This is a genomic window from Streptomyces sp. NPDC034103 (assembly GCF_055575395.1).
Genome location: NZ_JBVISS010000003.1, coordinates 550,574 through 574,287, shown reverse-complemented (window position 1 = coordinate 574,287; position 23,714 = coordinate 550,574). Strand labels below are relative to the sequence as shown.

At 71.9% G+C, this 23,714-nt stretch carries 21 protein-coding genes and 1 tRNA gene; 9 read left to right on the top strand and 13 right to left on the bottom strand.

Going from position 1 to position 23,714, the window contains the following annotated elements; genetic code table 11:
• Positions 1 to 43 precede the first annotated feature (43 nt).
• The 6 genes from ACZ56U_RS08845 to ACZ56U_RS08820 all read right to left on the bottom strand — a co-directional run bounded on the left by ACZ56U_RS08845 (position 44) and on the right by ACZ56U_RS08820 (position 6,156).
• On the bottom strand, positions 44 to 1,720 hold the full coding sequence (locus ACZ56U_RS08845; RefSeq protein ID WP_469083321.1) for a long-chain fatty acid--CoA ligase: 1,677 nt from the start codon (positions 1,718 to 1,720) through the stop codon (positions 44 to 46).
• A 145-nt stretch (positions 1,721 to 1,865) separates the two neighbouring features.
• A complete protein-coding gene (locus tag ACZ56U_RS08840) occupies positions 1,866 to 2,432 on the bottom strand; it encodes a SigE family RNA polymerase sigma factor (protein WP_391233569.1) in 567 nt (188 codons plus the stop codon).
• A 220-nt stretch (positions 2,433 to 2,652) separates the two neighbouring features.
• The gene (locus ACZ56U_RS08835) at positions 2,653 to 3,819 is read right to left on the bottom strand and encodes a lipid-transfer protein (protein ID WP_469083320.1); all 1,167 of its coding nucleotides are present in this window, start codon (positions 3,817 to 3,819) and stop codon (positions 2,653 to 2,655) included.
• Positions 3,816 to 4,232, bottom strand: coding sequence for a MaoC family dehydratase (locus ACZ56U_RS08830; protein ID WP_469083319.1), 417 nt, complete (start codon positions 4,230 to 4,232; stop codon positions 3,816 to 3,818). Before ACZ56U_RS08830 ends, ACZ56U_RS08835 begins: the two co-directional genes overlap by 4 nt.
• Positions 4,219 to 5,373, bottom strand: coding sequence for a bifunctional MaoC family dehydratase N-terminal/OB-fold nucleic acid binding domain-containing protein (locus ACZ56U_RS08825; RefSeq protein WP_469083318.1), 1,155 nt, complete (start codon positions 5,371 to 5,373; stop codon positions 4,219 to 4,221). Before ACZ56U_RS08825 ends, ACZ56U_RS08830 begins: the two co-directional genes overlap by 14 nt.
• Positions 5,374 to 5,841: 468 nt before the next feature.
• Positions 5,842 to 6,156 (bottom strand): hypothetical protein, encoded by a 315-nt coding sequence (locus ACZ56U_RS08820; RefSeq protein WP_469083317.1) that lies wholly within the window; start codon positions 6,154 to 6,156, stop codon positions 5,842 to 5,844.
• A gap of 356 nt (positions 6,157 to 6,512) precedes the next feature.
• Between ACZ56U_RS08820 and ACZ56U_RS08815 the strand changes: the two genes are divergently transcribed.
• Positions 6,513 to 7,382, top strand: coding sequence for a bifunctional DNA primase/polymerase (locus ACZ56U_RS08815; protein WP_469083316.1), 870 nt, complete (start codon positions 6,513 to 6,515; stop codon positions 7,380 to 7,382).
• Between the two features lie 73 nt (positions 7,383 to 7,455).
• Positions 7,456 to 7,914 (top strand): hypothetical protein, encoded by a 459-nt coding sequence (locus ACZ56U_RS08810; protein WP_469083315.1) that lies wholly within the window; start codon positions 7,456 to 7,458, stop codon positions 7,912 to 7,914.
• Between the two features lie 118 nt (positions 7,915 to 8,032).
• On the opposite strand, the gene ACZ56U_RS08805 is transcribed toward ACZ56U_RS08810, so the two are convergent.
• Positions 8,033 to 8,117: transfer RNA gene (locus ACZ56U_RS08805), tRNA-Ser, on the bottom strand.
• A gap of 123 nt (positions 8,118 to 8,240) precedes the next feature.
• Positions 8,241 to 9,764 carry a S1C family serine protease gene (locus ACZ56U_RS08800; protein ID WP_469083314.1) on the bottom strand — a complete coding sequence of 508 codons (1,524 nt, stop codon included), beginning with the start codon at positions 9,762 to 9,764 and terminating at the stop codon, positions 8,241 to 8,243.
• A 282-nt stretch (positions 9,765 to 10,046) separates the two neighbouring features.
• Here ACZ56U_RS08800 and ACZ56U_RS08795 point away from each other — a divergent pair, with 282 nt between their 5' ends.
• The 3 genes from ACZ56U_RS08795 (at position 10,047) to ACZ56U_RS08785 (ending at position 13,139) form a co-directional block, all read left to right on the top strand.
• Positions 10,047 to 10,856, top strand: coding sequence for a glycerophosphodiester phosphodiesterase (locus ACZ56U_RS08795; protein ID WP_469083313.1), 810 nt, complete (start codon positions 10,047 to 10,049; stop codon positions 10,854 to 10,856).
• Positions 10,857 to 11,008: 152 nt separating this feature from the next.
• Complete coding sequence (locus tag ACZ56U_RS08790) at positions 11,009 to 11,647, top strand: ATP-binding protein (protein ID WP_469083312.1); 639 nt, start codon at positions 11,009 to 11,011, stop codon at positions 11,645 to 11,647.
• Positions 11,648 to 12,173: 526 nt separating this feature from the next.
• Positions 12,174 to 13,139 (top strand): DUF5926 family protein, encoded by a 966-nt coding sequence (locus tag ACZ56U_RS08785; RefSeq protein WP_469083311.1) that lies wholly within the window; start codon positions 12,174 to 12,176, stop codon positions 13,137 to 13,139.
• Positions 13,140 to 13,395: 256 nt separating this feature from the next.
• Here the strand turns inward: ACZ56U_RS08785 and ACZ56U_RS08780 are convergent, their stop codons facing one another.
• Both ACZ56U_RS08780 and ACZ56U_RS08775 read right to left on the bottom strand, forming a co-directional pair.
• Positions 13,396 to 14,043, bottom strand: coding sequence for a hypothetical protein (locus ACZ56U_RS08780; RefSeq protein ID WP_469083310.1), 648 nt, complete (start codon positions 14,041 to 14,043; stop codon positions 13,396 to 13,398).
• A gap of 57 nt (positions 14,044 to 14,100) precedes the next feature.
• Positions 14,101 to 14,766, bottom strand: coding sequence for a bifunctional DNA primase/polymerase (locus tag ACZ56U_RS08775; protein ID WP_469083309.1), 666 nt, complete (start codon positions 14,764 to 14,766; stop codon positions 14,101 to 14,103).
• A gap of 492 nt (positions 14,767 to 15,258) precedes the next feature.
• Here ACZ56U_RS08775 and ACZ56U_RS08770 point away from each other — a divergent pair, with 492 nt between their 5' ends.
• The 4 genes from ACZ56U_RS08770 to ACZ56U_RS08755 all read left to right on the top strand — a co-directional run bounded on the left by ACZ56U_RS08770 (position 15,259) and on the right by ACZ56U_RS08755 (position 21,200).
• Positions 15,259 to 16,800, top strand: a complete 1,542-nt coding sequence (locus ACZ56U_RS08770; RefSeq protein ID WP_469083308.1) for a PP2C family protein-serine/threonine phosphatase — start codon at positions 15,259 to 15,261, stop codon at positions 16,798 to 16,800.
• A gap of 118 nt (positions 16,801 to 16,918) precedes the next feature.
• The gene (locus tag ACZ56U_RS08765; RefSeq protein WP_469083307.1) at positions 16,919 to 18,409 is read left to right on the top strand and encodes an aminopeptidase P family protein; all 1,491 of its coding nucleotides are present in this window, start codon (positions 16,919 to 16,921) and stop codon (positions 18,407 to 18,409) included.
• A 132-nt stretch (positions 18,410 to 18,541) separates the two neighbouring features.
• Complete coding sequence (gene pdxR, locus ACZ56U_RS08760) at positions 18,542 to 19,891, top strand: MocR-like pyridoxine biosynthesis transcription factor PdxR (RefSeq protein ID WP_469083306.1); 1,350 nt, start codon at positions 18,542 to 18,544, stop codon at positions 19,889 to 19,891.
• A gap of 67 nt (positions 19,892 to 19,958) precedes the next feature.
• A complete protein-coding gene (locus tag ACZ56U_RS08755) occupies positions 19,959 to 21,200 on the top strand; it encodes an MFS transporter (protein ID WP_469083305.1) in 1,242 nt (413 codons plus the stop codon).
• Here ACZ56U_RS08755 and ACZ56U_RS08750 read toward each other — a convergent pair.
• The 3 genes from ACZ56U_RS08750 to ACZ56U_RS08740 form a co-directional block, all read right to left on the bottom strand.
• Positions 21,172 to 22,014 carry a triphosphoribosyl-dephospho-CoA synthase gene (locus ACZ56U_RS08750; RefSeq protein WP_469083304.1) on the bottom strand — a complete coding sequence of 281 codons (843 nt, stop codon included), beginning with the start codon at positions 22,012 to 22,014 and terminating at the stop codon, positions 21,172 to 21,174. The genes ACZ56U_RS08755 and ACZ56U_RS08750 overlap by 29 nt on opposite strands.
• A gap of 11 nt (positions 22,015 to 22,025) precedes the next feature.
• Entirely contained in the window at positions 22,026 to 22,955 is a 930-nt protein-coding gene (locus tag ACZ56U_RS08745) for an intradiol ring-cleavage dioxygenase (RefSeq protein ID WP_469083303.1), read from the bottom strand.
• Positions 22,956 to 23,054: 99 nt separating this feature from the next.
• Complete coding sequence (locus ACZ56U_RS08740) at positions 23,055 to 23,504, bottom strand: ATP-binding protein (protein ID WP_469083302.1); 450 nt, start codon at positions 23,502 to 23,504, stop codon at positions 23,055 to 23,057.
• Positions 23,505 to 23,714: the final 210 nt, after the last annotated feature.

Here is a 23,714-nt window from a genome sequence, read left to right as displayed (position 1 = left end):
GGTGTCCTGCCCGGCGTACGCCTTTTACGATTCCTCGTACGGGTCAGAGCTTGGTTACGTCCAGCTCGCCGGCCGCGTACTGCTTCCTGATGACCTTCTTGTCGAACTTGCCCACGCTCGTCTTCGGCACCGCCTCGATGAGCGTCCAGCGCTCCGGGAGCTGCCACTTGGCGATGTGGCCCTCCTGGGCGAGGAAGGCGCGCAGGGACTCGAAGTCGGCGGTGGAGCCCTCGCGGAGGACGACCGTGGCCAGCGGGCGCTCGCCCCACTTGTCGTCGGGGACGGCGACGACGGCGGCCTCGGTGACGTCGGGGTGGGACATGAGAGCGTTCTCCAGCTCCACCGAGGAGATCCACTCGCCGCCGGACTTGATGACGTCCTTGGCGCGGTCGGTGAGGGTGAGGAAACCGTCGGCGGAGATGGTGCCGACGTCGCCGGTCTTCAGCCAGCCGTCCTCGCTGAACTTGTCGGCCGGGCGCAGCGGTTCGGCGTCGGGGCCGTTGTAGTAGGCGCCGGCGATCCAGGGACCGCGGACCTCCAGCTCGCCCGCGGACTGGCCGTCCCAGGGCAGGCGCTCGCCGCCGGGACCGGTGAGGCGGGCCTCGACGCCGGCCGGGAAACGGCCCTGGGTGAGGCGGTACCCGAACTCCGCCTCGGTGCCCACCACATGGGCCGGCGGACGGGCGATGGTGCCGAGCGGCGAGGTCTCCGTCATGCCCCAGGCGTGACAGACCCGCATGCCCAGCTTGTCGAAGGCCTCCATGAGGGAGGGCGGACAGGCGGAGCCGCCGATGGTGACCTGGGTGAGGGAGGAGACGTCACGCGGCTTGGCGGTCAGCTCGGCGAGCAGGCCCTGCCAGATGGTCGGGACGGCGGCCGCGTGGGTCGGCCTCTCCCGCTCGATCATCTCGGCGAGGGGCGCGGGCTGGAGGAAGCGGTCCGGCATCAGCATGTTGACGCCGGTCATGAACGTCGCGTGCGGCAGTCCCCAGGCGTTGACGTGGAACTGCGGCACCACCACCAGCGAGGTGTCCTCGTCGGTCAGGCCCATCGACTGCGCCATGTTGACCTGCATGGAGTGCAGGTAGATCGAACGGTGGCTGTAGACCACGCCCTTGGGGTCGCCCGTCGTGCCGGAGGTGTAGCACATGGCGGCGGCCTGCCGCTCGTCCAGCTCCGGCCAGTCGTACGTGGTCGGCTTGCCGGCGATCAGGTCCTCGTACTCGTGCACCTGGACGTCGGCGCCCGCGAGCCCGGAACGGTCGCCCGGCCCCGACACCACGACATGCTCGACCGTCTTCAGGTGCGGGAGCAGCGGGGCGAGCAGCGGCAGCAGCGAACCGTTGGCGATCACGACACGGTCGGCCGCGTGCCGCACGATCCACGCCAGCTGTTCGGCCGGGAGCCGGAGGTTGAGGGTGTGCAGGACCGCGCCCATGGACGGGATCGCGAAGTAGGCCTCGACGTGCTCGGCGTTGTTCCACATCAGGGTCGCCACGCGCTCGTCGCCCGTGACCGCGAGGTCCTCGCGCAGCGCGTGCGCCAACTGGGCCGCACGGGTGCCGATGTCGGCGAAGGAACGCCGGTGCGGCTCGCTCTCACCGGTCCAGGTGGTCACCTGCGATGTGCCGTGGATGCTGGACCCGTGGGCCAGGATCCTCGAGATCAGCAGCGGTACGTCCTGCATCGTGCTCAGCACGGCGTCCTCCCGGGGCGACATTGCCTACGCGGTGGTAAGGGTCGCGCTGATTCTGCTCACATACCGCGCGGTATGTCACTAGGGGGCGGCGATCGATCACATCACGCCGCGCGCGCCGTCACCCTCCGCGGTCGGCCGGGGCCCGCGGACCAGACCAACACCGCCGTCAGCGCACAAGACCCAGTTCGGGGTCCTCGCGGAGCTTCCCGAGCGCCCGCGACACCGCCGACTTCACGGTGCCCACCGACACCCCGAGCACCTCGGCCGTCTGCACCTCGCTCAGATCCTCGTAATACCTGAGCACGACCATCGCCCGCTGCCGGGCCGGCAGCTTCATGATCGCCCGCCACATCGCGTCATGCAGCGCCTGCTGCTCGGCGGGGTCGTCCCGACCGGGCACCGGCTCGGGCTCCGGGATCTCGTCCGTCGCGAACTCGTCCACCTTGCGCTTGCGCCACTGCGAGGTACGCGTGTTCAGCAGCGCCCGGCGCACATACCCGTCCAGCGCCCGGTGGTCCTCGATCCGCTCCCAGGCCACGTACGTCTTGGTGAGCGCGGTCTGCAACAGGTCCTCGGCGTCGCACGGGTTCGCGGTCAACGACCGTGCGGTACGCAGCAGCACCGGCTGGCGGGCCTTCACGTACGACGAGAACGAGGGATACGTCACGTGCGGGCGGGGCCGCCTCGCCGGTACTGCGGCGTCCGAAACGCTCGTGCAGACGGGTGTGGTCATGGCTCCACGCTAGGAGCGAGGACACCTGCGGCGGATCGGCCGCAGGTCCCGAAGACGACTCCGCCTCAGGTTGTAGGGGTGGGGGTGGCTACACCTCCTGAGGGTGGAGCGCGGGGTCCGCGGTACTGCGGGATGACCCCTGAGGGTCCGCGATCCTCGCAGCCAGAGCCGGTGCGGGGGCGGGGCTGTCCCGGAGGGGGCAGGGGTCGGGGTCCGGGGCTCAGCCGTCTGTCGAGAGCAGTAGTCCCGAGGTGGGTACCCCCGTTCCCGCCGTCACCAGGACGCGGTGTGCGTCAGGTATGGGGTTCACCGCCGTCCCCCTGACCTGACGCACTCCCTCCGCGATGCCGTTCATCCCGTGCAGATACGCCTCTCCCAACTGCCCGCCGTGGGTGTTGAGCGGCAGCCGGTCCTCGGCCACGAAGTCCGCCGCCTCCCCCCTTCCGCAGAACCCGAACTCCTCCAGCTGCATCAGCACGAACGGGGTGAAGTGGTCGTACAGGATCCCCACGTCGACATCGGCCGGAGCGAGCCCCGAGGTGCGCCACAGCTGGCGGGCCACGACGCCCATCTCGGGCAGGCCGGTGAGGTCGTCGCGGTAGAAGCTGGTCATCTGTTCCTGGGCGCGGCCCGCTCCCTGGGCCGCCGCGGCCACGACCGCCGGCGGGTTCGGCAGGTCCCGGGCCCGCTCGACCGAGGTGACGACCAAGGCCTGGGCGCCGTCCGTCTCCTGGCAGCAGTCCAGGAGTCGCAGCGGTTCGACGATCCAGCGCGAGGCGGCGTGGTCGGCGAGAGTGATCGGACGCCCGTGGAAGTACGCCGCCGGGTTGGTCGCCGCGTGTCTGCGGGCGGTGACGGCCACCTGCCCGAACGCCTCCGGGGTGAGGCCGTGGGTGTGCAGATAGCGCTGGGCCGCCATCGCCACCCAGGAGGCCGGGGTGAGCAGACCGAACGGCAGTGACCAGCCGAGCGCCACCCCCTCCGCCGAGGGCTCCCGGTGCTGGACCCCGGAGCCGAAGCGGCGCCCCGAGCGCTCGTTGAAGGCGCGGTAGCAGACCACCACCTCGGCCACGCCCGTCGCCACGGCCAGCGCCGCCTGCTGGACCGTCGCACAGGCCGCGCCGCCGCCGTAGTGGACGCGGGCGAAGAAGGACAGCTCGCCCATCCCGCAGGCCTGGGCCACAGTGATCTCCGGGTTGGTGTCCATCGTGAACGTCACCATCCCGTCCACGTCACCCGGCGTCAGCCCCGCGTCGTCCAGCGCCGCCCGCACCGCCTCCACGGCCAGCGTCAGCTCGCTGCGCCCCGAGTCCTTGGAGAACTCGGTGGCCCCGATACCGACGATCGCCGCCCGCCCACCGAGGGTGTCCCGCGTGCGCACGCTCATGCCGGGCCTCCTCCCTGCGCGGCGCCGGTGGTCTCCGGGAGGGTGACCACGACCGTGCCGGTGACATGTCTGCCGACGCCGTTCTCCCCGACCACACGGACGGTCGCCGTGCCGCCTTCGACCCCCTCGACCTCGCCTCTCAACACCATGGTGTCTCCCGGGTAGTTGGGGGCTCCCAGGCGGATGGCGACGCGGCGGAGCACGGCCGTCGGGCCGAAGTGGTCCGTGATGTAGCGGCCCACCAGGCCATTGGTGGTCAGGATGTTCATGAAGATGTCGGGGGAGCCCTTCTGCCGGGCCAGTTCTGCGTCGTGGTGGACGTCCTGGTAGTCGCGGGAGGCGAGGGCACCGGCGACGATCAGGGTGCGGGTGATCGGGATCTCCAGCGACGGGAGCCGCTCACCGACCTGCATGGGAGGCCTCCTCCCGGGCGCTCACGGTCCCGATCTCCCCGGGCACGCCCTCCTCGGCCCGGAAGACGGGGAGCACCAACTCGGCGTCGTACTCCTCGAATTCGAGCCGCACCGGCATGCCGATGCGCACCTTGTCATAGGGCACCCCGATCACGTTGCTGATCAGCCGCACGCCTTCCGTGAGCTCTATCAGGCCGACCGCGTAAGGGGGGTCGAAGGCGGGGAAGGGCGGGTGGTGCATGACGACGTAGGAGTGGACCGTGCCGGTGCCGCTCGCCTCGACGGTGTCCCACTCGGGGTGGCCGCAGGTGTTGCAGCCCGGGAGCCAGGGGTGGCGCAGGGTGCGGCAGGCGGTGCAGCGCTGGATGAGGAGACGGTGGGAGTGGACGCCTTCCCAGAAGCCGGCGTTGTCGTGGTTAATCACGGGGCGGGGGCGGCGGGGGGTCTGTCCTGGCGGCCCCGGCTGTCCCTGTCCGCCCGTCCGGCCTGGCTGCTCGGACCGCCCGGGCCGACCTGGGCGATCCGACTGACCTGGGCGATCCGACTGACCGTGGCGATCTGATTGGTCTCGACGGTCTGATTGGCCTGGCCGGTTCAACTGGCCTGATTGGCCTGGCCGTTCCGGCTGGTCCCGCCGCTGCGGACGGGTGGGCGCGTATTTGAGGATGCGGAACCGGTGGGTGCCCACGAGTTCGGGGCCGACGCGGATGTCCATGCGGGAGGTGACGAAGTACCCGGTGCCGAGCTTGGTCGTCTTGCGGGAGGACACCGACTCGATCACCGCGTCGAAGGTGATCTCGTCGCCGGGGCGCAGGGGACGGACGTACTCCTGCTCGCAGTCGGTGGCGACGACCGAGGTGCAGCCGGCCTGGTCGAGGAGGGTGAGGAGTTCGTCGTAGGCGGACGAGCGTCCCGTATGGCCGGAGAGGCCCCCCATCGTCCAGGCCTGGAGCATGGTGGGCGGGGCGATGGCGTTCGGGCCGATGTAGGCCGGGTTGGTGTCGCCCATGGCCTCGCACCAGTGCCGGATCATGGGCGCGTTGACCGGGTCCTTGCCGGTGCCGGAAACGGCGGCGGCCCGGCCCTCGTACGCCTTCAGTCGCGGCTCCAGTCGGTCCCGCTGCTCCAGTTCGTCGGTCATGGCCTCCCCCTCGTCTCGTAGCCCGTGCGTCCCGCCCGTTTCGTCATGACACTTCTGGTACACCGCTGCCGCCACCGAGGTTCCCACCGGCTCCGCGAAGATTTCTGACTGTCCGTCAGATCGGGTGCACTGTCAAGGCGGACGCCCACCGCCCGACCACGCCAGGCCGGACCTCGTCAGGCCGGGCCACGCCAGGTCGGACCTCACGGGACCGCACCGACCACCCTTGATCCCGACCGGCCTCGGCACCCCGACACCCCGGCACCCCGGCACCCGACGCCCCGACACCCCGACGCCCCGACGCCGCAACCGGCGATCCCCCGGGCGGGCGGGCCCCCTCACCCCCCAAACGTCTACGCGGCGATGCCGAAGCACCGCCGCGCAGACGTCTCGCCCCCCACGGAACACACCCTCGGAGACCGGGCCGATGCCGGGCGGCCGGAGCCGCCGTTCACGGGCCCCCTCGGGTCACCACCACAGTGGGGTGAAGTTGATGGACGTGTTGTCGTTCCCCTGGTTGATGGCCGTGAACGCGGAGCCGTTGACCTGTGCGGTGTTGCTCTGGTTCGAGGCACCGGAGCCGACCGCGTTCTGCTGTGTGGTCGAGGAATTGCCGTTGTTGGTGCCACCGACGCCGCTGCCGACGACGCTCGCGACACCCGCGTTCGATCCGTCGTCCGCGAAGCCGCCGTTGTCCGCCGTCGCGACGCCGGTGAAGAGTGCGGCGGCGAGCGGGAGGGCGGAGACGGTGGCGATGACGCGGGCGGTACGGATGCTTGCCATGTTGTTCCTCCAGAACCCGGCTTCCTAGCCGGAAGCACGTCAAGTACGTCAAGTTGTTCTGTTTCCAAGGCAGTTGGCCGACCGCCTCGGAGTCGTTCACGACGTCGCGAGATCAGAGTTGCCCACCGAATCCCCGGCGAACCAGCCTGGAAGCGACCATTCCTCCTGAAGCGTGAGGAAAAGTCGATAAACCCCTTTCACGACGTTGAGCATCAGGTCGGGGTGGTACGGGCAGAACCTGCCCAAGCGCCGCAAGAGGGGAAGCGTTCCGGCAGTTTTCCGGCCAACCCGCACCGCCTGGCGAGTCGCCCCCGAATACGCTTCCCTTTATCGAACAGGTGTACGAAGATAGACCCATGGCCACCACAGACCGGCAGGCCACGACGCTGGCCCTAGCCCACGCCCTGTCAGCCGCCGAACGCGGCCTGGCCGTCATCCCCCTGTCCCGCTCCAAGCTCCCGGCCCTGCGCTCCCCACACCGCGACGGCCCCGAGGCCCCGCCCTGCCACGGCGAGTGCGGCCGCTTCGGTCACGGGGTGTACGACGCCGCCACCGACCCCGCCCGCATCCGCGAACTCTTCGCCGCGGCCCCCTGGGCGACCGGCTACGGCATCGCCTGCGGTCTCCCGCCCCACCACCTCATCGGCATCGACCTCGACACCAAATCCGGTACGGACTCCTCGGCCGCCCTGCGCGAACTGGCCCTGCGCCACCTGTTCACGATCCCCGCCACGGTCGTCGTCCTGACCCCCAGCGGCGGCCGCCACCTCTGGCTGAGCGGCCCGCCCGACGTCGTCGTCCCCAACTCGGCCGGCCGCCTCGCCCCCGGCATCGACATCCGCGGCGCCGGCGGCTACCTGGTCGGGCCCGGCTCCCGCACCGACCACGGCGTGTACGCGACAGCCCCCGGTACGGCCCACCTGGCACCCGCGGCCTGCCCGCCCGCCCTGCTCCGCCTGCTGCTCCCGCCGCCCCGCAGCACCCACCACCCCGCGCCCCCGTCGGCCGGCGACCACGGCCAGGGACTGGTCCAGTTCGTCCTCGCCGCGCACGAGGGCCAGCGCAACACCCGCCTGTTCTGGGCCGCCTGCCGCGCCTACGAGGACGGCATCGGCCCCGCCCTGGTCGACCCCCTCGTCGACGCGGCCCTCAACACCGGCCTGACCGAACGCGAGGCCCGCGCGACGATCGCGTCGGCGGCACGGATGACCGGGCACCGACCGTAGAACGCTCCCGCGGCAGGACCCGCGGGGCGTGGCAAGGCACCAACGGCGTCGGCCGTGAGATCCAGGGAGCTCGATGCACCACCGCCCCACAGCGCCGACGATGTCGCTGGCCCGCGTCCTGTTGGTCTCGGGCCGCAGCGTCGACCTCTGCGATCTGCGGCTCTCCTCGACGTACGGAGGAACGCCTGAGGGCTACCCCTGCAAGCCGCTCAACGAGACTCGGATCAAGGACGTGTTGCGCACGGCCGAGCAGACGTCCCCGGGTACGCCGGTCCATCTGGTCCCGCCCGCGCGCGAGTACCCGGACCAGTACGCGGGGGCGCTCGGACCGGTGGAGGTGCTGCCCTCCGTGGCCTGCGTCGGAACGTTCCGCTCCACGGCCCTCGACCCGTCCCACGACCCGATCCTGTACCGGTCGGCCCTCACGGTGATCTGGTTCCAGCCCACGCCCCGACTCCCCTCGGGCTGCGACGCGGAAGCGGGGCTGCGGGACGTGAGGTGGGACGAACTGGCTCGCGACTACGAGCTGTAACCCCGTTCCCGACCCTCCCCCGTTCCCCGACCCATCCCCCGGGCCCCGGCCCCCGTCCGGGACCCGCAGCACGACGGCCCCCCGACCGATTACCTGGTCGGGGGGCCGTCAACGCCTGCGGTGGGTGTGGGATTTGAACCCACGGTGACTCGCGCCACGACGGTTTTCAAGACCGTTCCCTTAGGCCGCTCGGGCAACCCACCTTCGCGCCACCCGGGGTGGAGCGGGGTACAGCCTACCGGCCGCGTTCATGATCATGGACTGACGTCCCGTCGGCCCGCCCACTGCCGTCCCGTCGGCCCCGCCCCTGGCACGCGCGCGTGGTGTCAGCTGTCGCCCTCCCGGGAGCCCAGGGTGAGTTCGACGGTGTTGGTCTTGCCGCCGCGCTCGTAGGTGATCTGCACCTTGTCGCCGGGCTGGTGGGTCCAGATCTCGCCGATGAGGGTCGGGCCGGAGTCGATGACCCTGTCGTCGAGCTTGGTGATGACGTCGCCGGGCTTCAGGCCGGCCTTGGCCGCCGGGCCGCCCGTCTCCACCGCGTCCGAGCCACTGGCGCCCTGCTCGGTGATCTTGGCGCCGCCCGTGGACTCCTCCAGGGACACCGACGCGCCGATCTTGGCGTACACCGGCTTGCCGGTCTTGATCAGCTGCTGGGCAACGTACTTGGCCTGGTTGATCGGGATGGCGAAGCCGAGGCCGATGGAACCGGACTGGCTGGTGCCGCCCAGGCCGCCGCTGCTGGTGGACTGGATCGCGGAGTTGATGCCGATCACATTGCCCTGGGCGTCGAGGAGGGGGCCTCCGGAGTTGCCCGGGTTGATCGAGGCGTCCGTCTGGAGGGCGCTCATGTACGACGCGTTCGAACCGCTGCCGTCGCTGGAGGCCACCGGGCGGTTCTTCGCGCTGATGATGCCCGTCGTCACGGTGTTCGACAGGCCGAAGGGGGCGCCGATCGCGATCGTCGAGTCGCCCACCGCGACCTTGTCGGAGTCGCCCAGCGTCAGCGGATTCAGGTCACCCGGCGCGTTCTTGAGCTTGATCACCGCAACGTCGTAGCCCTGGGCGTGGCCCACGACCTCGGCGTCGTACTTCTTGCCGGTCGGGAACGTGGCGGTCAGCTTGCCGCCGTCCACCGCGTCGGCCACCACGTGGTTGTTGGTGACGATGTGACCCTGGGTGTCGAAGACGAACCCGGTGCCGGTGCCGCCCTCGCCGCTGCTGGACTCGGCCTGGATGGTGACGGTGCTCGGCAGCGCCCGCTGGGCCACGCCCGCGACGGTGCCGGCGTCACGCTTGACGGAGCCGCCGCTGTCGGAGGCGGAGACGGTGGTGGACGAGCCGTTGTCGTCGTTCTTCGCCAGGGCGTAGCCGAGGCCGCCGCCCAGGCCGCCCGCGACCAGCGCGGCGATCAGGACCGCCGCCATCAGACCGCCGCGGCCGCGGCCGGACTTCGGCGCGGGGGACTGGTAGGTGGCGCCCCAGCCGCCGGCGCCCGCGCCGCCCGCACCGCCCGCGCCGCTGTCGGCGTACGCCGGGGTGGCGGGGGGCGGGGGCGGCCAGGAGGCGTCCGGGTGCTGGTGGCCCGGCTGTCCCGGTGCGCCGCTCGCACCCGCCGGACCGCCGCCCTGCGGAACGCCCGCGCCCGCCGACGCGTACGCCGGTGCCTGGCCCGCGTGGACCAGGTCCTGCTCCGGCGCGCCGGGGGCGCTCGGGGGCGTCGCGGGGAGCGGGGTCGTCGGGGCGCCGCTGCCGGGCGCGGTGGCCTGCGGGGAGGCTGCGGGGGAATCCACCGGCACGGGAGGTGCGGACGGGGCCGGGGGTACCGCAGTGCCCTCGTTCTCGGTGCTCACAGCTTTTCTCCTCGATCCACGGCTGTTGTCCTCGGTCGCACTCGGTCACGCTCGTTCACGCTTGCCGACGGTCCGGCGCGATGCAGCTGTGCATGTGCTTTTGTATGCCGTCAGCTTTTCCCACAGGACGTCAGAGCACCATAAGCGGTGGCTGTGGGTCCACGGCCATTCTTTATATGGGACCTGTTAGACAAAAAGGGCGCATCTCGACGGCTGTCGCATATGGCACCGTGTCGACGCCCTCGTGCGACGCGTACCCCGGTGCGGTGGCACCATGACGCGGTGACCCACGCACGACAGCCCAGCATTCAGGTCGTCGCCCACCGCGGAGCCTCCGAAGAGGCCCCTGAGCACACCTTGGCCGCGTACAGGAAGGCGATCGAGGACGGCGCCGACGCCCTCGAGTGCGATGTGCGCCTGACCGCCGACGGTCATCTCGTCTGCGTCCACGACCGACGCGTCAACCGTACGTCCAACGGGCGCGGGGCGGTCTCCGCCCTGGAGCTGGCCGATCTGGCCGCGCTGGACTTCGGTTCCTGGATGAGCCGGGACGAGGAGCCCGACTGGGAGCACCGCCCCGAGGACCGCGAGGCCACCTCCGTACTGACCCTGGAACGGCTCCTCGAACTCGTCGCCGACGCGGGGCGGCGGGTGGAGCTGGCCATCGAGACCAAGCACCCCACGCGGTGGGCGGGCCAGGTGGAGGAACGCCTGCTGGTCCTGCTCAAGCGGTTCGGACTGGACGCGCCCGCCACGGCCGCCGACTCCCCGGTGCGGATCATGAGCTTCTCGGCCCGCTCGCTGCAACGCGTGCGTGCCGCGTCGCCGGCGCTGCCCACGGTCTATCTGATGCAGTTCGTCTCGCCCCGGCTGAGGGACGGTCGGCTTCCGGCGGGGGTCCACGTCGCGGGGCCCTCGATCCGGATCGTGCGCAATCACCCGGCATACATCGAGCGGCTGAAACGCGCCGGTCACCAGGTGCACGTCTGGACGGTGAACGAGCCGGAGGACGTGGATCTCTGCGTCGGGCTCGGCATCGACGCGATCATCACCAACCGACCGCGCGCGGTTCTGCGCCAGCTGGGGCGATAGCCAAAACGGCGCCAACTGGTAAAGACCTGTGAAGACATCTTGACCCCGCCCCTCGTGCACCCGCATTCTCCCCATCGGCCATAACGGCGAAATCCGGCCATATGATTACAGGGAGTGCTCCGGCGCGTTCGGACCGTATTCGATCGTGACGAATGCGTCAGCGGACCTTGATTGGCCGGTTTCCGGTACAGGCCAATGGGGCATCCACACCGTGGCGTGGGGCAAAGGAGGTCTCGGGGGTGGCGTTGGTGGTGGCACAGGAGGTGCCCACGTCGTCGAGCATGGCCGTACCCCATGGCCCTGCGGGCGTGGGGGAAGCACGACACCGGATGCGTTCTCAACTGCGCAGGGGTGGTGTGTCGGAGACGGTCATCGACGACGCCGTACTGATTCTTTCCGAACTCTTGAGCAATGCGTGCAAGCACGGTCGGCCCCTGGGTGACGCCCTGGCGGGGGACGGGGATGTCCGGGCCGCCTGGCGCGTGGACACCTGCGGCAGACTCACGGTCGAGGTGACGGACGGCGGTGGGCCCACTCGCCCTGCTCCGGCCACGCCCTCGGTCACCGCGCACGGCGGCCGCGGGCTGAACATCATCACCGCGCTCTCCGACGACTGGGGCGTCCGGGACGACGCCTGCGGTGAGGTCACGGTGTGGGTGGTCGTGCACGACGACGTCCACGACCCGGACGCCGGTCACCGGCGCGACGACTTCGCCACGCGCGTGACGGCCCCGTCGGTCTCGGCGATCGCGGACCTGGACTTCGCGGACGCGTTCACCGACCTGGACTGACGACCCGGTCGGACGACCCAGGCCCGCGGGACATCCCCCGACCCCGCTCAGCCGCCCCGGCAGGCCAAGCCGATCCCGGCCCCCGCGGGCAACCCCGGCACACTCAGCCGACCCCGCCCCCGACCCCGCGGGCGTCGCCGACCCCGACCCCGCGGGCGTTGCCGACCCCGACCCCGCAGGCAACCCCGACCCGCTCAGCCGACCCCGACCAAGGCGAGCAACCCCGGGCCCGCTCAACCGACCCCGACCCCGCTCAGCCGACCCGACCAAGGCGAGCAACCCCGGCGGACACCCCAGGCCCGCTCAACCGACCCCGACCCCGCTCAGCCGCCCCGGCAGGCCAAGCCGATCCCGGCCCCCGCGGGCACCCCCGGCACACTCAGCCGACCCCGACCCGATCCCCGCCCCGGCGGACACCCCGGCCCCGCTCAGCCGACCGGCACGTTGTCCACAGCCTTCCGTCGGCCATCGCCTGAACGGCTAGGCTCCCGCCGTACGAGACCAGCCGTAACCGGGAGACCTCACGATGGCCAAGAAGCGACCCCAGACGAAGGCCAAGCGCCCTCAGATCACGGACGGTGAGATCCCGGTCGTCGGTGCCCGCGAGCCCTGCCCCTGTGGCAGTGGCCGCCGTTACAAGGCCTGCCACGGCCGGGCCGCCGCGCACGCGGTGACCGAGCTGGTGCACCGCCCCTTCGAGGGGCTGCCGGGCGAGGGCGACTGGGTGGCCCTGCGCGAGCTGGTCCCGGCCGCCACCGTCGAACTGACCCTCAAGGGCGGACTCCCCGAGGGCGTCCCCTCGGTCTCGCTGGCCACCGTGCTGCCGATGGCCTGGCCGGCCCTGCGCCGCGACGACGGCTCGGTCCTGCTCGGCCTGCAGAACGACACGGCGTCCGGCGACATCAGCCGCGACCTCGCCGACACCCTCCGCCGTGCGCTGGAGGCCGAGCCGGGCACCCCGGTACAGGGCCGCCGCGCCCCGGCCGAGGGCCCGCGTCTCCAGGACCTGCTCGACCCCGAAGGCGCGTTCGAGCCAGTCGTGCACGCGGGCTTCGAGTTCTGGGTGCCGGACGCGGAGAACGCCACGCCTGAGGTGACCGCCTCCCTGGAGCGGGCCAACGCCGCGGCCATCCCGACCGCCAAACTCCAGGGCGTGGACGCCGCGTACTGGTGCGAGACTCCGGACAAGAACCACCTGCGGTGGGTCATGCCCCATCCCGAGGAGCAGCTTCTGGACGCGCTCGCGCGGCTGCACGCGGCCGGAAAGTCGGGCCTCGGCGAGGGCACCCGGCTCGTGGGTTCCTTCCGTGCGCACGGACTCACCGTGCCGGTCTGGGACCTGCCGAGCGGGGTCACCGCGGAGGACGTGGAGAAGCCCGCGGCCGAGTTCGCCGAGCGGCTCACCGCGGCGCTGGCCTCGGACGCTCCGCTCACCGCGGACGAGCGGCGCGCGCGGGGCGGGCTGACCAACCGACAGGTCACGCTCAGCTGACCCACAGGTTCGACACCCGGGATCCGCTGACCGGTCGGTCAGCGGATCCCGGGGCCCGGGGGACGCAGGGGCCGGTTCACAACTCCCGTCAGTTACAGGTGAGTCGGTGTCCGGAAAGCCGATGGCAGAGTGAGATCGAATTTGCGAACAGCCGATCTCTTGTTACCGTTCCAGTAGCCCGGTTGCTGGTGCATCCCCCGTCGCCAGCAACCGGGTCTTTGCGTATCCGATTCCGTTTACGGAACGCTGCCGAGCGTCAACTGCCGGTAGGTGAACCCGAGTTGGTCACGACGTCGCTCGCGGTGTTGCTTCCGGAGCGCAGCAGGAGCGGCCCCTGACCGCCGCCGCGCCGCGCGAACTCCGCGACCGCCGTGTACGTGCCCGGCTCGCCCTGGGTGCGCTCCCTGGGCGTCTCACAGGCCCCCGGCTCGTCGTCCGCGCTCACGGCACAGCGCATCTGCACGGTCCGCCCGGCGGGCCCCATGAGGCTGAGAACGGCGTCCAGCGCGTCGCCGGTGACGTTGCGGTAGTAGGTGCGCGCCCAGGTGTCCTCGCCCTGCGTCAGCACACAGGTCTGCGCCTCGATGCCCTCGGGGGAGGTGAGTTCGGGCCCGCAGCGGGCGGACGTGGTCAGACCGGGGCCGAGCGGCCACGGCGCACCGTTCGGATCGCCCGCCTTGTCATCGGCACGCGCCGCCCCGTCCTCCGAGACCGCGCCCTCACCCGCGGCGGCCTCCGCACGGGCCGCGGATCCGTCCCGTACGGCCGACTCACCCCGTACGGCGCTCTCGTCGGGCGTGGCCGCGCGTCCGCCCTCGCCGACCTGCCCCGCGGACGCCACGGCCAGAGGAAGCGCGACGGCGCATGCCACGACGCCCGCGAGGGCGAGCAGACGAAGGTTCATGACAGGGGACGATAACGACCGGGCACGGGCGGTCCGTTCCGCGCGCGCCCGACACCCCTACAACTCGGGGGCGCTCACACCCGTACGAGTGAGGGCGTCCACCACCGCGTCCACCACGGCCTCGACATCGGGCACCCACGGGGAGGCCGAGCCGGGCAGCGGGGCGCGCTCCCAGCGGATGACGCCGTGGCCCGTCCCGGACGGGGGCAGGGCGAGGTAGCCGCCCTCGCCGTGGAAGCGCAGGGAGCCGGGGACGAAGTCCTTGGCGTACAGCAGTTCGCCCAACTGCTCCATGGAGTACGGCTTGACGAGGATCGCCCAGCGGTTGGGCGCGGCGACCACCGGACCGAGCCGCATGCCCTGCCGGTCGAGGGCGGCCAGCGCCCGCGAGGCCGCGAGGGCCGGCAGGGAGACCGCGCAGGGTGCCGTGCCGCCGGTGGCCAGGACGATCGGCGCGGTGGGCCGGTTGGTCCACCACCAGCGCACCATGCGCTCGTCGGTGGTGGCCGCGAGGAGCCCGGGGTCGAACGGGTGGGCGCCGGGAACCGTGCACTCGGGATCGGGGCAGCTGCAACGGGCCCGCCCCTGCGGGTCCGGCGCCGCTCCCGGGAGTACGGGCCACTGCCATTCCGTCGCGAAGGTCAGGGCCGCGCTGATCAACTCAGGCGCCCCGTCGTTCCGCTTGGACAGGAGCCTGCGTGCCTTTCCGAGGATCTCGCGCATGAGCGCTCGTTCCTTTCCGTTGCACCGCTGGCAACACCGTGGGCCACATCACACCATGTGTCGATCACTGCACTGTGCGTACCTTTTGGCGCATCACACCCCTGTCCGAGACAAGGGGAACCCCTCTGGGTCGAGCGTTGGCTGCGGCCATGGCAGCCCGACCCACACTGCGTCTATCAAAAGCATGGGCGTGGCGTGGGGGTGGCGAAGTCTGGCGTTTTGCCGTCCCGCGTGTTTCTTCTCGCCTCCGCCACGGAGGATGGGGCACGGTCGTCGGTGGTTAAGACGCCCGGGTCCGTCACCAGGTTCCGGGTGACTGTCAACCACCCCTGGTCTTCTCCGAGTACGTACCCATCACGACCGCTGTGACGCTCAGTGGAGCAAGGCCAGTCGACCGCAATAGGCCGTTGCCCGAGTCAGTTTTCAGCCAACTTTGCTTTTCCGCAAGAGGTGCACCCGTGACGCACGGACACCAGGAATCCCAGCAGGACAATGCTGGACATCCCCTCACGAGTGCGTGTACATGTGGAGACACTGCTAGCGGCGCAGAATGACATGGGGGTTTGCGATGCTTTTGAGCAATACGCACCGGTCGGAAAGCCGGACGCCATGAACGCCCCGCACCCTCCGAAAGTGGCCGGAATCGATTCAACGGTTCCCTCGCCCGCACACACTGTCGCGCCCGCGCCCGCCGCCCCCGAGACCGCACCGGTCCCGCCGCCGAGCACCCCGGGCGTACCGGTCGCACCAGAAGTACCGGCGAGCGCCCTGCTCCAGGACCGGCTCGCGGGCTGGGTCTCGGACCTCACCACGCTCCACGAACTCACCGAACGCCTGGCCCGCACCGGGGCACTTCAGGAAGCCCTCCAGGAAGTGCTGCGCGCCGGAGCCGCCCTGGTGGGCGCCCGGCGCGGTCTCGTCGTCCTGGAGCCGGCCGACGGACTCGGGCCCGACACCACGATCGGCCTGGGCCTCGCCCGGGCCGATCTCGGTCATATCGAGACCGTGCCGCGCAGTGCCATGTCGTACGGCCGGATCCTGGACGGACTGCCGGGCGCCGACGGGGAGATCGCCCAGCCGGACCTGTTCGCCGAGGACGGTCTCGACCCCCGCCACCGCGAGGTGGCCGCCCGCCTCGGCTACGCCGCGTGCTACGCGCTGCCGCTCGCCTCCGAGGCCGCGGGCCGCCTCGGCGCCGCGGTGTGGCTGTACGACGAGCCCGCCGAACCGGCCGAGCGCCGGCGCCATCTGGTCGGCCTGTACGCGCGCTACGCCTCCGAGCACCTCGCGCGCCTCCTCGAGGTCGAGCGCACGCGCGCGTGCATGGCGACGATGTCGGAGGAGCTGCTGCCGTCCCGGCTCCCCCGCGTCGCCGGCATGCGCCTGGCCGCCCGGCACCGCACCGGACCGCGCGGCGGCGGCGACTGGTACGACGCGCTGCCGCTGCCGGACGCGGCCCTGGGGCTCGCGGTGGGCGCGGTGACCGGCTCCGGACCGAGCGCGGTCGCCGCGATGGGACGCCTGAGAGCCTCCTTGCGGGCGTACGCCGTGATGGAGGGCGAGGACCCCGTCGCCGTCCTGTCCGACCTGGAGCTGCTGCTGCGGCTGACCGAACCGGCGCGCTCCGCGACCGCCCTGTTCGCCTACTGCGAGCCCGCGCTGCGCAAGATCACGCTGGCCGGGGCCGGGCACAGCCCGCCGCTGCTGATCGGGGAGCGGCGCACGGAGTTCGTGGAGACGTCCGTGTCGGCGCCGCTCGGGATGCTCGCCTGCTGGGAGGCGCCCGGCGTCGAGTTCACGGCCGAGCCGGGCGAGACGGTTCTGCTGTACACCGACGGGCTGCTGCACCGTACCGGCGACCCCACGGACCGGGCCTTCGCGCGGTTGCACGCGGCCGCGGCGGGGGTGCCGCGGGCGCTGCGGCACGACCCCGACGCGATCGCCGACCATGTGCTGCACACCGTGCTGCCGGACGGGCTCGACGAGGCGGACTCAGCGGACGACGTCGTGCTGCTCGCCGCACAATTCGAGTAGGCCTTCGAACAGCACGTCCCGTAGTGCTACGGGTACCTCTCGGTAACAGGTCCAACGGCCCTGGGCCCCCTTCCGTACGACCGTACGATGGAGGGGGTCCAGTGCCGTATCTAGGAGGATGACCGTGGCCGACGAGCTCAATCCGGCCGAGCCGATCGCTGCTACCGCAGCGGGCCCGGAGACCGAGTCCGAAGAGCCGATCAAGCAGCGGAAGAACGGGCTGTACCCGGGTGTGTCCGACGAGCTCGCCGAGAGCATGAGGTCCGGCTGGGCCGACACCGAGCTGCACGACCTGCGGCCGATCCCCCAGGCCGACCAAACCGCCGCCCGCCGTGCCGCGCTCTCGGCGCGTTTCCCGGGCGAGCGGCTGGTGATCCCCGCGGGCAACCTGAAGACCCGCTCGAACGACACCGAGTACCCCTTCCGGGCCTCCGTGGAGTACGCGTACCTCACCGGCAACCAGACCGAGGACGGCGTGCTCGTGCTGGAGCCGGTCGCCGAGGGCCACAAGGCGACGATCTACCTGCTGCCGCGCTCCGACCGTGACAACGGCGAGTTCTGGCTCTCCGGGCAGGGCGAGCTGTGGGTGGGCCGTCGGCACTCCCTGGCGGAGTCCGAGGCCCTGTACGGCATCCCCGCCTCCGACGTGCGCGAACTGGCGGACGCGCTGCGCGAGGCGACCGGTCCGGTGCGCGTCGTGCGCGGCTACGACGCCGGCATCGAGGCCGCGCTGACCGACAAGGTCACCGCCGAGCGCGACGAGGAGCTGCGGGTCTTCCTCTCCGAGGCCCGGCTGGTGAAGGACGACTTCGAGGTCGGCGAGCTGCAGAAGGCCGTCGACTCCACGGTCCGCGGCTTCGAGGACGTCGTGAAGGTCCTGGACAAGGCCGAGGCGACCTCCGAGCGGTACATCGAGGGCACCTTCTTCCTGCGCGCGCGGGTCGAGGGCAACGACATCGGCTACGGCTCCATCTGCGCCGCCGGCCCGCACGCCTGCACACTGCACTGGGTACGCAACGACGGCCCGGTGCGCTCCGGGGACCTGCTGCTGCTGGACGCCGGCGTGGAGACGCACACGCTCTACACCGCGGACGTCACCCGCACGCTGCCGATCAACGGCACGTACACCGAGATCCAGAAGAAGATCTACGACGCGGTCTACGAGGCCCAGGAGGCCGGTATCGCGGCGGTGCGGCCCGGCGCCAAGTACCGCGACTTCCACGACGCCGCGCAGCGTGTGCTGGCCGAGAAGCTCGTGGCGTGGGGCCTGGTCGAAGGGCCCGTCGAGCGGGTGCTGGAGCTGGGGCTGCAGCGCCGCTGGACGCTGCACGGCACCGGCCACATGCTCGGCATGGACGTCCACGACTGCGCCGCCGCGCGCACCGAGGCGTATGTGGAGGGCACGCTGGAGCCGGGCATGGTCCTCACCGTCGAGCCCGGTCTGTACTTCCAGGCCGACGACCTGACCGTGCCCGAGGAGTACCGGGGCATCGGTGTGCGCATCGAGGACGACATCCTCGTGACGCAGGACGGGAACCGGAACCTGTCGGCGGGGCTTCCTCGGCGGTCGGACGAGGTCGAGGCGTGGATGGCGTCGCTCAAGGGCTGACGTGCGGACCGACGGCCGGGTACCAGCGGGGTGCCCGGCCTTTCGCTGCGGTCGGCGGGGCGGTGGGGGCTGGTCGCGCCCACGCGGCGGTAGCCGCACATCGACACGGCCCCGCGCCTCCTGGGGGTGGATGTGGACCTGCATATCGAGCTCGGGTCTGTAGAGGGGCGGCGCGCCGGGCTTGAGCGTGCCTTGCGGGATGCCGTACGGGAGGGGCGGCTCGCGCCCGGGGCCCGGTTGCCCGCCACCCGGCGGCTGGCGGCCGAACTCGGCGTCTCGCGCGGGACCGTGAAATCGGCCTACGACCAGCTCGTCGCCGAGGGGTACCTGACCGCTCGGCAGGGGTCCGGTACCCAGGTCGCCTCCCTGCCGTCGGTCCACGAGCAGCCACCGGAGGCGTCCGCACGCACGCGTGCCCCGCGTTTCGACCTGCGGCCCGGCAGCCCGGACGTCGGGGCCTTCCCGGCGGCGGCCTGGCTGCGGTCGCTGCGCCGGGCGATCGCGACGGCACCCTCCCTGGCGTACGACTACGGCGATCCGCGCGGGCGCATCGAGCTGCGCACCGCGTTGTCGGGGTATCTGGGGCGGGCCCGCGGGGTGGTGGCGCCGCCCGAGCGGATCGTGATCACCTCCGGGTACGTCCAGGGGCTCGCGCTGCTCACGCGCGTGCTGGACGGCGGCGAGATCGCCATGGAGGACCCGGGGCTGCCCTTCCACCGGGAGGTCGTACGGCGCGCCGGCGGGACCGTCGTGCCCGTGCCGGTGGACGACAGCGGGGCCCGCACCGAGGAGTTGGGGGAGCCCGCGGCCGTCGTGCTCACGCCCGCCCATCAGTACCCGACCGGCGTGACGCTGCGTCCAGAGCGGCGGCGGGCGTTCACCGACTGGGCACGCGCGCGGGGCGGGCTGATCGTCGAGGACGACTACGACGGGGAGTTCCGATACGACCGGCAGCCCGTCGGCGCGCTCCAGGGGATGGCGCCGGGGCACGTCGTGTATCTGGGCACGGCCTCCAAGACGCTGGGCCCCGCGCTGCGGCTCGGCTGGATGGTGCTGCCGCCGCACCTGGTCGACGCGGTCGCCGACGCCAAGCTGCACAGCGACCACCACACCGAGTCCATCGGGCAGTTGGCACTCGCCGACCTCATCGGCAGCCACGCCTACGACCGTCATGTGCGAGCCTGCCGGCTGCGCTACCGGCGCCGCCGGGACCAGTTGTTGCAGCGGCTCGGGGGACGGCGGCCGGTGCGCGGGATCGCGGCCGGGCTGCACGCGCTGGTGGAGGTCGCCGACGAGAAGGAGGCTCTGGCGCGCGCTGGGGCGGAGGGGCTCGCCGTCGGGCACCTGGGGGACCACTGGCACGCGCCGGACGCCGAGGGGCGGCCTCAGGGGCTCGTGGTGGGCTACGGGACGCCACGGGAGCGGATGTATCCCGAGGCGCTGGAGGCGCTGGGGAAGGTGCTGGACGGATCGGGCCGGTGATTGGGCCACTGAAACGGGCGGTCATTGGGTCTGTGGCGGGGTCCAGTTCGCTTCTACCGTCGTAGTCATGACGAACTCCCTCGTCCCGCCCGCGGGTCCGCGACGCGTCCTGGCTCTGGCCCAGTTGACCAACGCCGTCGGTGACGGCGCCTACCTGGTGACCTCCGCGTTCTACTTCACGGACGTCGTCGGACTGTCCCCCGCGCGCGTGGGGCTCGGACTGACCCTCGGCTGGGCGCTCGGGTCGGTGGCGGGGGTGCCGCTGGGGCGGCTCGCGGACCGGCGCGGGGCGCGCGGTACGGCCGTGCTGCTGGCGCTGGCCGCAGGGCTCGCGGTGACGGGGTTCCTCTTCGTCCGCGGCTTCCTGCCGTTCGTCGTCATCGCGTGCGCGTACGCCGCCGCGCAGTCGGGACTGTCGGCGGCCCGGCAGACGCTGCTGGCGTCCCTGGTGCCCGCCGGGCAGCGGACCGGGGCGCTGGCGTACCTCCAGTCGGCCTTCAACGCCGGTCTGGCGGTGGGCGCGGGGCTGGGCGGGCTGGCGATCCAGGCGGGGACGCGGGAGGCGTATCTGGCGGTGTTCGCGATGGACGCGGTGACGTTCGTGGCGTGCGCGGGGGTGCTGTGGCGGCTGCCGTCGGTGGCGGGGGTGCCGGTGTCCTCGGGAGAGGCGCGCGAGGCCCGGCGGCTCGGGGTCGTGCGGGACCGCCGCTATGTGGCCGTCACGCTCCTCAACACCGTCCTGCTGCTGCGGATGCCGCTGCTCAGCCTCGGGCTGCCGCTGTGGATCGCCGAGCGGACGCAGGCGCCGACCTGGCTGGTCTCCGCGCTGTTCGTGCTCAACACCGGGGCGGTGATGGTGTTCCAGGTGCGGATGGCGCGCGGGGTCACGGGGCTCGCGTCGGCCACGCGCGCGGTGCGGCGGTCGGGGTGGGTGATGCTGGCCGCGTGCGCGGTGTTCGCGCTGTCGGCCGGCGCGTCGCCGTGGGTCGCCGCCGGGGTGCTGGTGGCCGGGGCGGTCCTCCAGGTCGTCGCGGAGATGGGGCAGTCGGCCGGATCGTGGCAGCTCTCCTTCGACCTGGCACCGGCCGACCGGGTCGGCGAGTACCAGGGGTTCTTCGGAACGGGCGTGACCGTGGCGCGGACGCTCGGCCCGCTCGTGGTGACCACGCTGCTCATCGGGTGGGGAACGGCGGGCTGGCTGCTGCTGGGAGGAGTGACGCTGGCGGCGTCGTACGCCATGGGCCCGGTGGCGCGCCGCGGCACCGCCTCCCAGCCGGAGGTCAGGCCGCGACCGGCGCTCGTGAACTGACCGCCACCGGGAGCGAGTCCAGGAACAGGGCCCCCGCGAGCAGCCCGGCGCTGCCGCGGGGGCTCCACGCGCGCGCGTGGAGGTCCTCGTCGAAGGAGACCAGGGCCGCGGCGCCCGCCTCGGTGGAGGTGCCGCCCGCCTCCAGGACCCCGCGGGCGCCCGCCTGGACGTGGCGCAGCCCGAGCGGGCCTGCGGCGTACAGCAGTTCGGTGTCCTGGAGGGTGGACATCACGGTGAGCAGGGCGTCGAGGCGGGCCTCGGTCTCGTCGGCACCGGCCGCGCGGGCGGCGGCCAGGGCGTCCAACGCGCGGCGTACATGCGGGAATCCCGCGCGTGCCTCGCCGCGGGCACCGGCGGCGCCGTACTTCGCCGACACCGACGAGCCGTGGGAGGGCCTGCGCGGGGCACGTTTGTCGGTGTGCCGGGCGATGCCCTTGGCGGCGTGGGCGATGTCGGCGGCCCCGGCCCCCGGGTGCAGGGCGGCTGCGGCGACCAGCAGACCGAGCGACCAGATGGCGCCCCGGTGTCCGCCGCCCGCGAGAGCGACCGAGTGCTCGGTGCCGCGGCCGATCGCGCCCAGTTCGGCGCGCAGTTCCGGGGTGGGTTCGCCGGCACGGCGGGCGGCGGCGGCCATCGCGGCGAGGCCGGGCACGAGGGCCTTGGCCGACCAGCGCAGCGATCGGTGGTCCCGGCGGGTGACGCGGGCGTCGAGGTCACGCGGATCGGGCAGCCCCGGCTTGGGGGCCAGGGCCAGTTGCCCGGTCAGCGCGGTCACGGCGGCCTGCGCCAGCGCTTCGTCCTGGCGGCTGCTCACGGCCCCGTACCTTACGAGGACGCCGAGGGGGAGGCGCCGGCGGTCGGCGGTTCGCCCGTCGTGGCACCGCTCGGCGGGGTGCCGCCCGCGCCGCCACCGCTGCCGGCTCCCGTGTTCTCGGCGTCGGGGTCGATGCCGAGGGTGAGGAACCCCTTGTAGCCCTTGGACGGGTCCTTCTTGTGGACGGCCTTGAGGGTGAGCAGGCCACTGGCGGCGCCGCCACCGTCGTAGACCATGTCGTCGTCCAGGGTGGTGTAGCTGCCGGAGTGCCGCGCGTAGGGCTCCAGGGTGAAGATCTCCTCGGCTATGGCGTCGTCGAAGAAGAACTGGCCGGTGTAGTTGACCTTGCCACCCTCGTAGGTGCCGTCCTCCTTCTCGCCGCCGGTGTGGACCTTGACATGGATGTGGCAGGTGCGCGGGGTGTACCAGCCGGGGAAGATCGTCTCGAATGTGACGACCCCGTGGGCGTTGGCGACCTGGTAACCGCGCAGGTACGTCTGGTCGTCGGCGGTCGAACCGTCCTCGCTCTCGGCGGGGGCCGAGCCGCCGGGGTTGGCGGTGGTGTAGCCGGAGTAGTAGCCCCAGGCGTCGCAGTGCCAGATCTCCACGGCCGCGCCGGGCACCGGGGTGCAGCCGTCGGTGGCGTCGACGACGGTCAGGCGCAGGGTCAGCGGGACGCCGCTCTTGCCCTCGGTGATGTCCTTCCTGACCAGCGCACCGTCGAGGTAGTAGGGCCCCTCGGTGACGCTCGTCATGAGCGTCATACACGCGCTGTCGGTGCTCGTGGCGGAGGCGGTTGCCGTCGCCCCGGCGGTGGTCCCGGTGTCGGCGAAGGCCGACTGGTAACCGGCGAACGCGAGGCCGCCGGCGGCGGCCGTGCCGCCGGTCACGGCGATCGCTCGGCGCCTGGTGATCGTCTTGTTCCTGTGGTTTCCCGTCATGAGCGGGAACGTATGGACGCCGTCCGTCAGAGAGGTGGGGGGAGGCTTGGAACCACCTGTGAATTGCGGAAGCCTGAATTCCGCGCCGTTCGCCCTCGCTCAGACCGCCATCAGCGGAGCGTCCTTCTTCCACTTGAGGATCTTGTCGAAGCTCACCACGGCGCCGCCCCGGCCCGGCTTGTTGCCGATGTGGACGTGGTCGGCGAGTTCCCGGATAAGACAGAGCCCGCGGCCGTTCTCGGCCTCGCTGGGCGCGGGCCGCACCGTCGGGGAGGGCCGGCCGAAGCCCGGGCCGGAGTCGGCCACCTCGATACGGCACTTCTCGCCGTCCAGGTACGCGGTGACGCGATACGCCTCGGAGGTGCCCCCGTGCCCGGCGTCCCCGCCGTGCTCGACGGCGTTCGCGCAGGCCTCGCTGAGGGCGATGGAGAGGTCGTAGGAGACGTCGGGGTCGACGCCCGCCGTCTCCATCGTGCCGAGCAGCAGCCGTCGGGCGAGCGGAACGCTCGCGGCTTCGCGGCGCAGATGGAGTGACCACCAGATGCTCATGCTCCAGCCTCCCGGCCGCGGCTCGACATACCGTTACGTATTGCCGCCCGTGGTCGTGTGTAAGCACACGGTTGACGTGATGCCGCCCATATGGACGATGCGTATCGGGTCGTCCATGGGGTATGTGGGGCGATTCGCAGCAGAGAGTGATCTTCCGGTCGTACAACTCGTACGTCATCTAGTGGACCTGCCGTATGGCCGCCGTAGGGC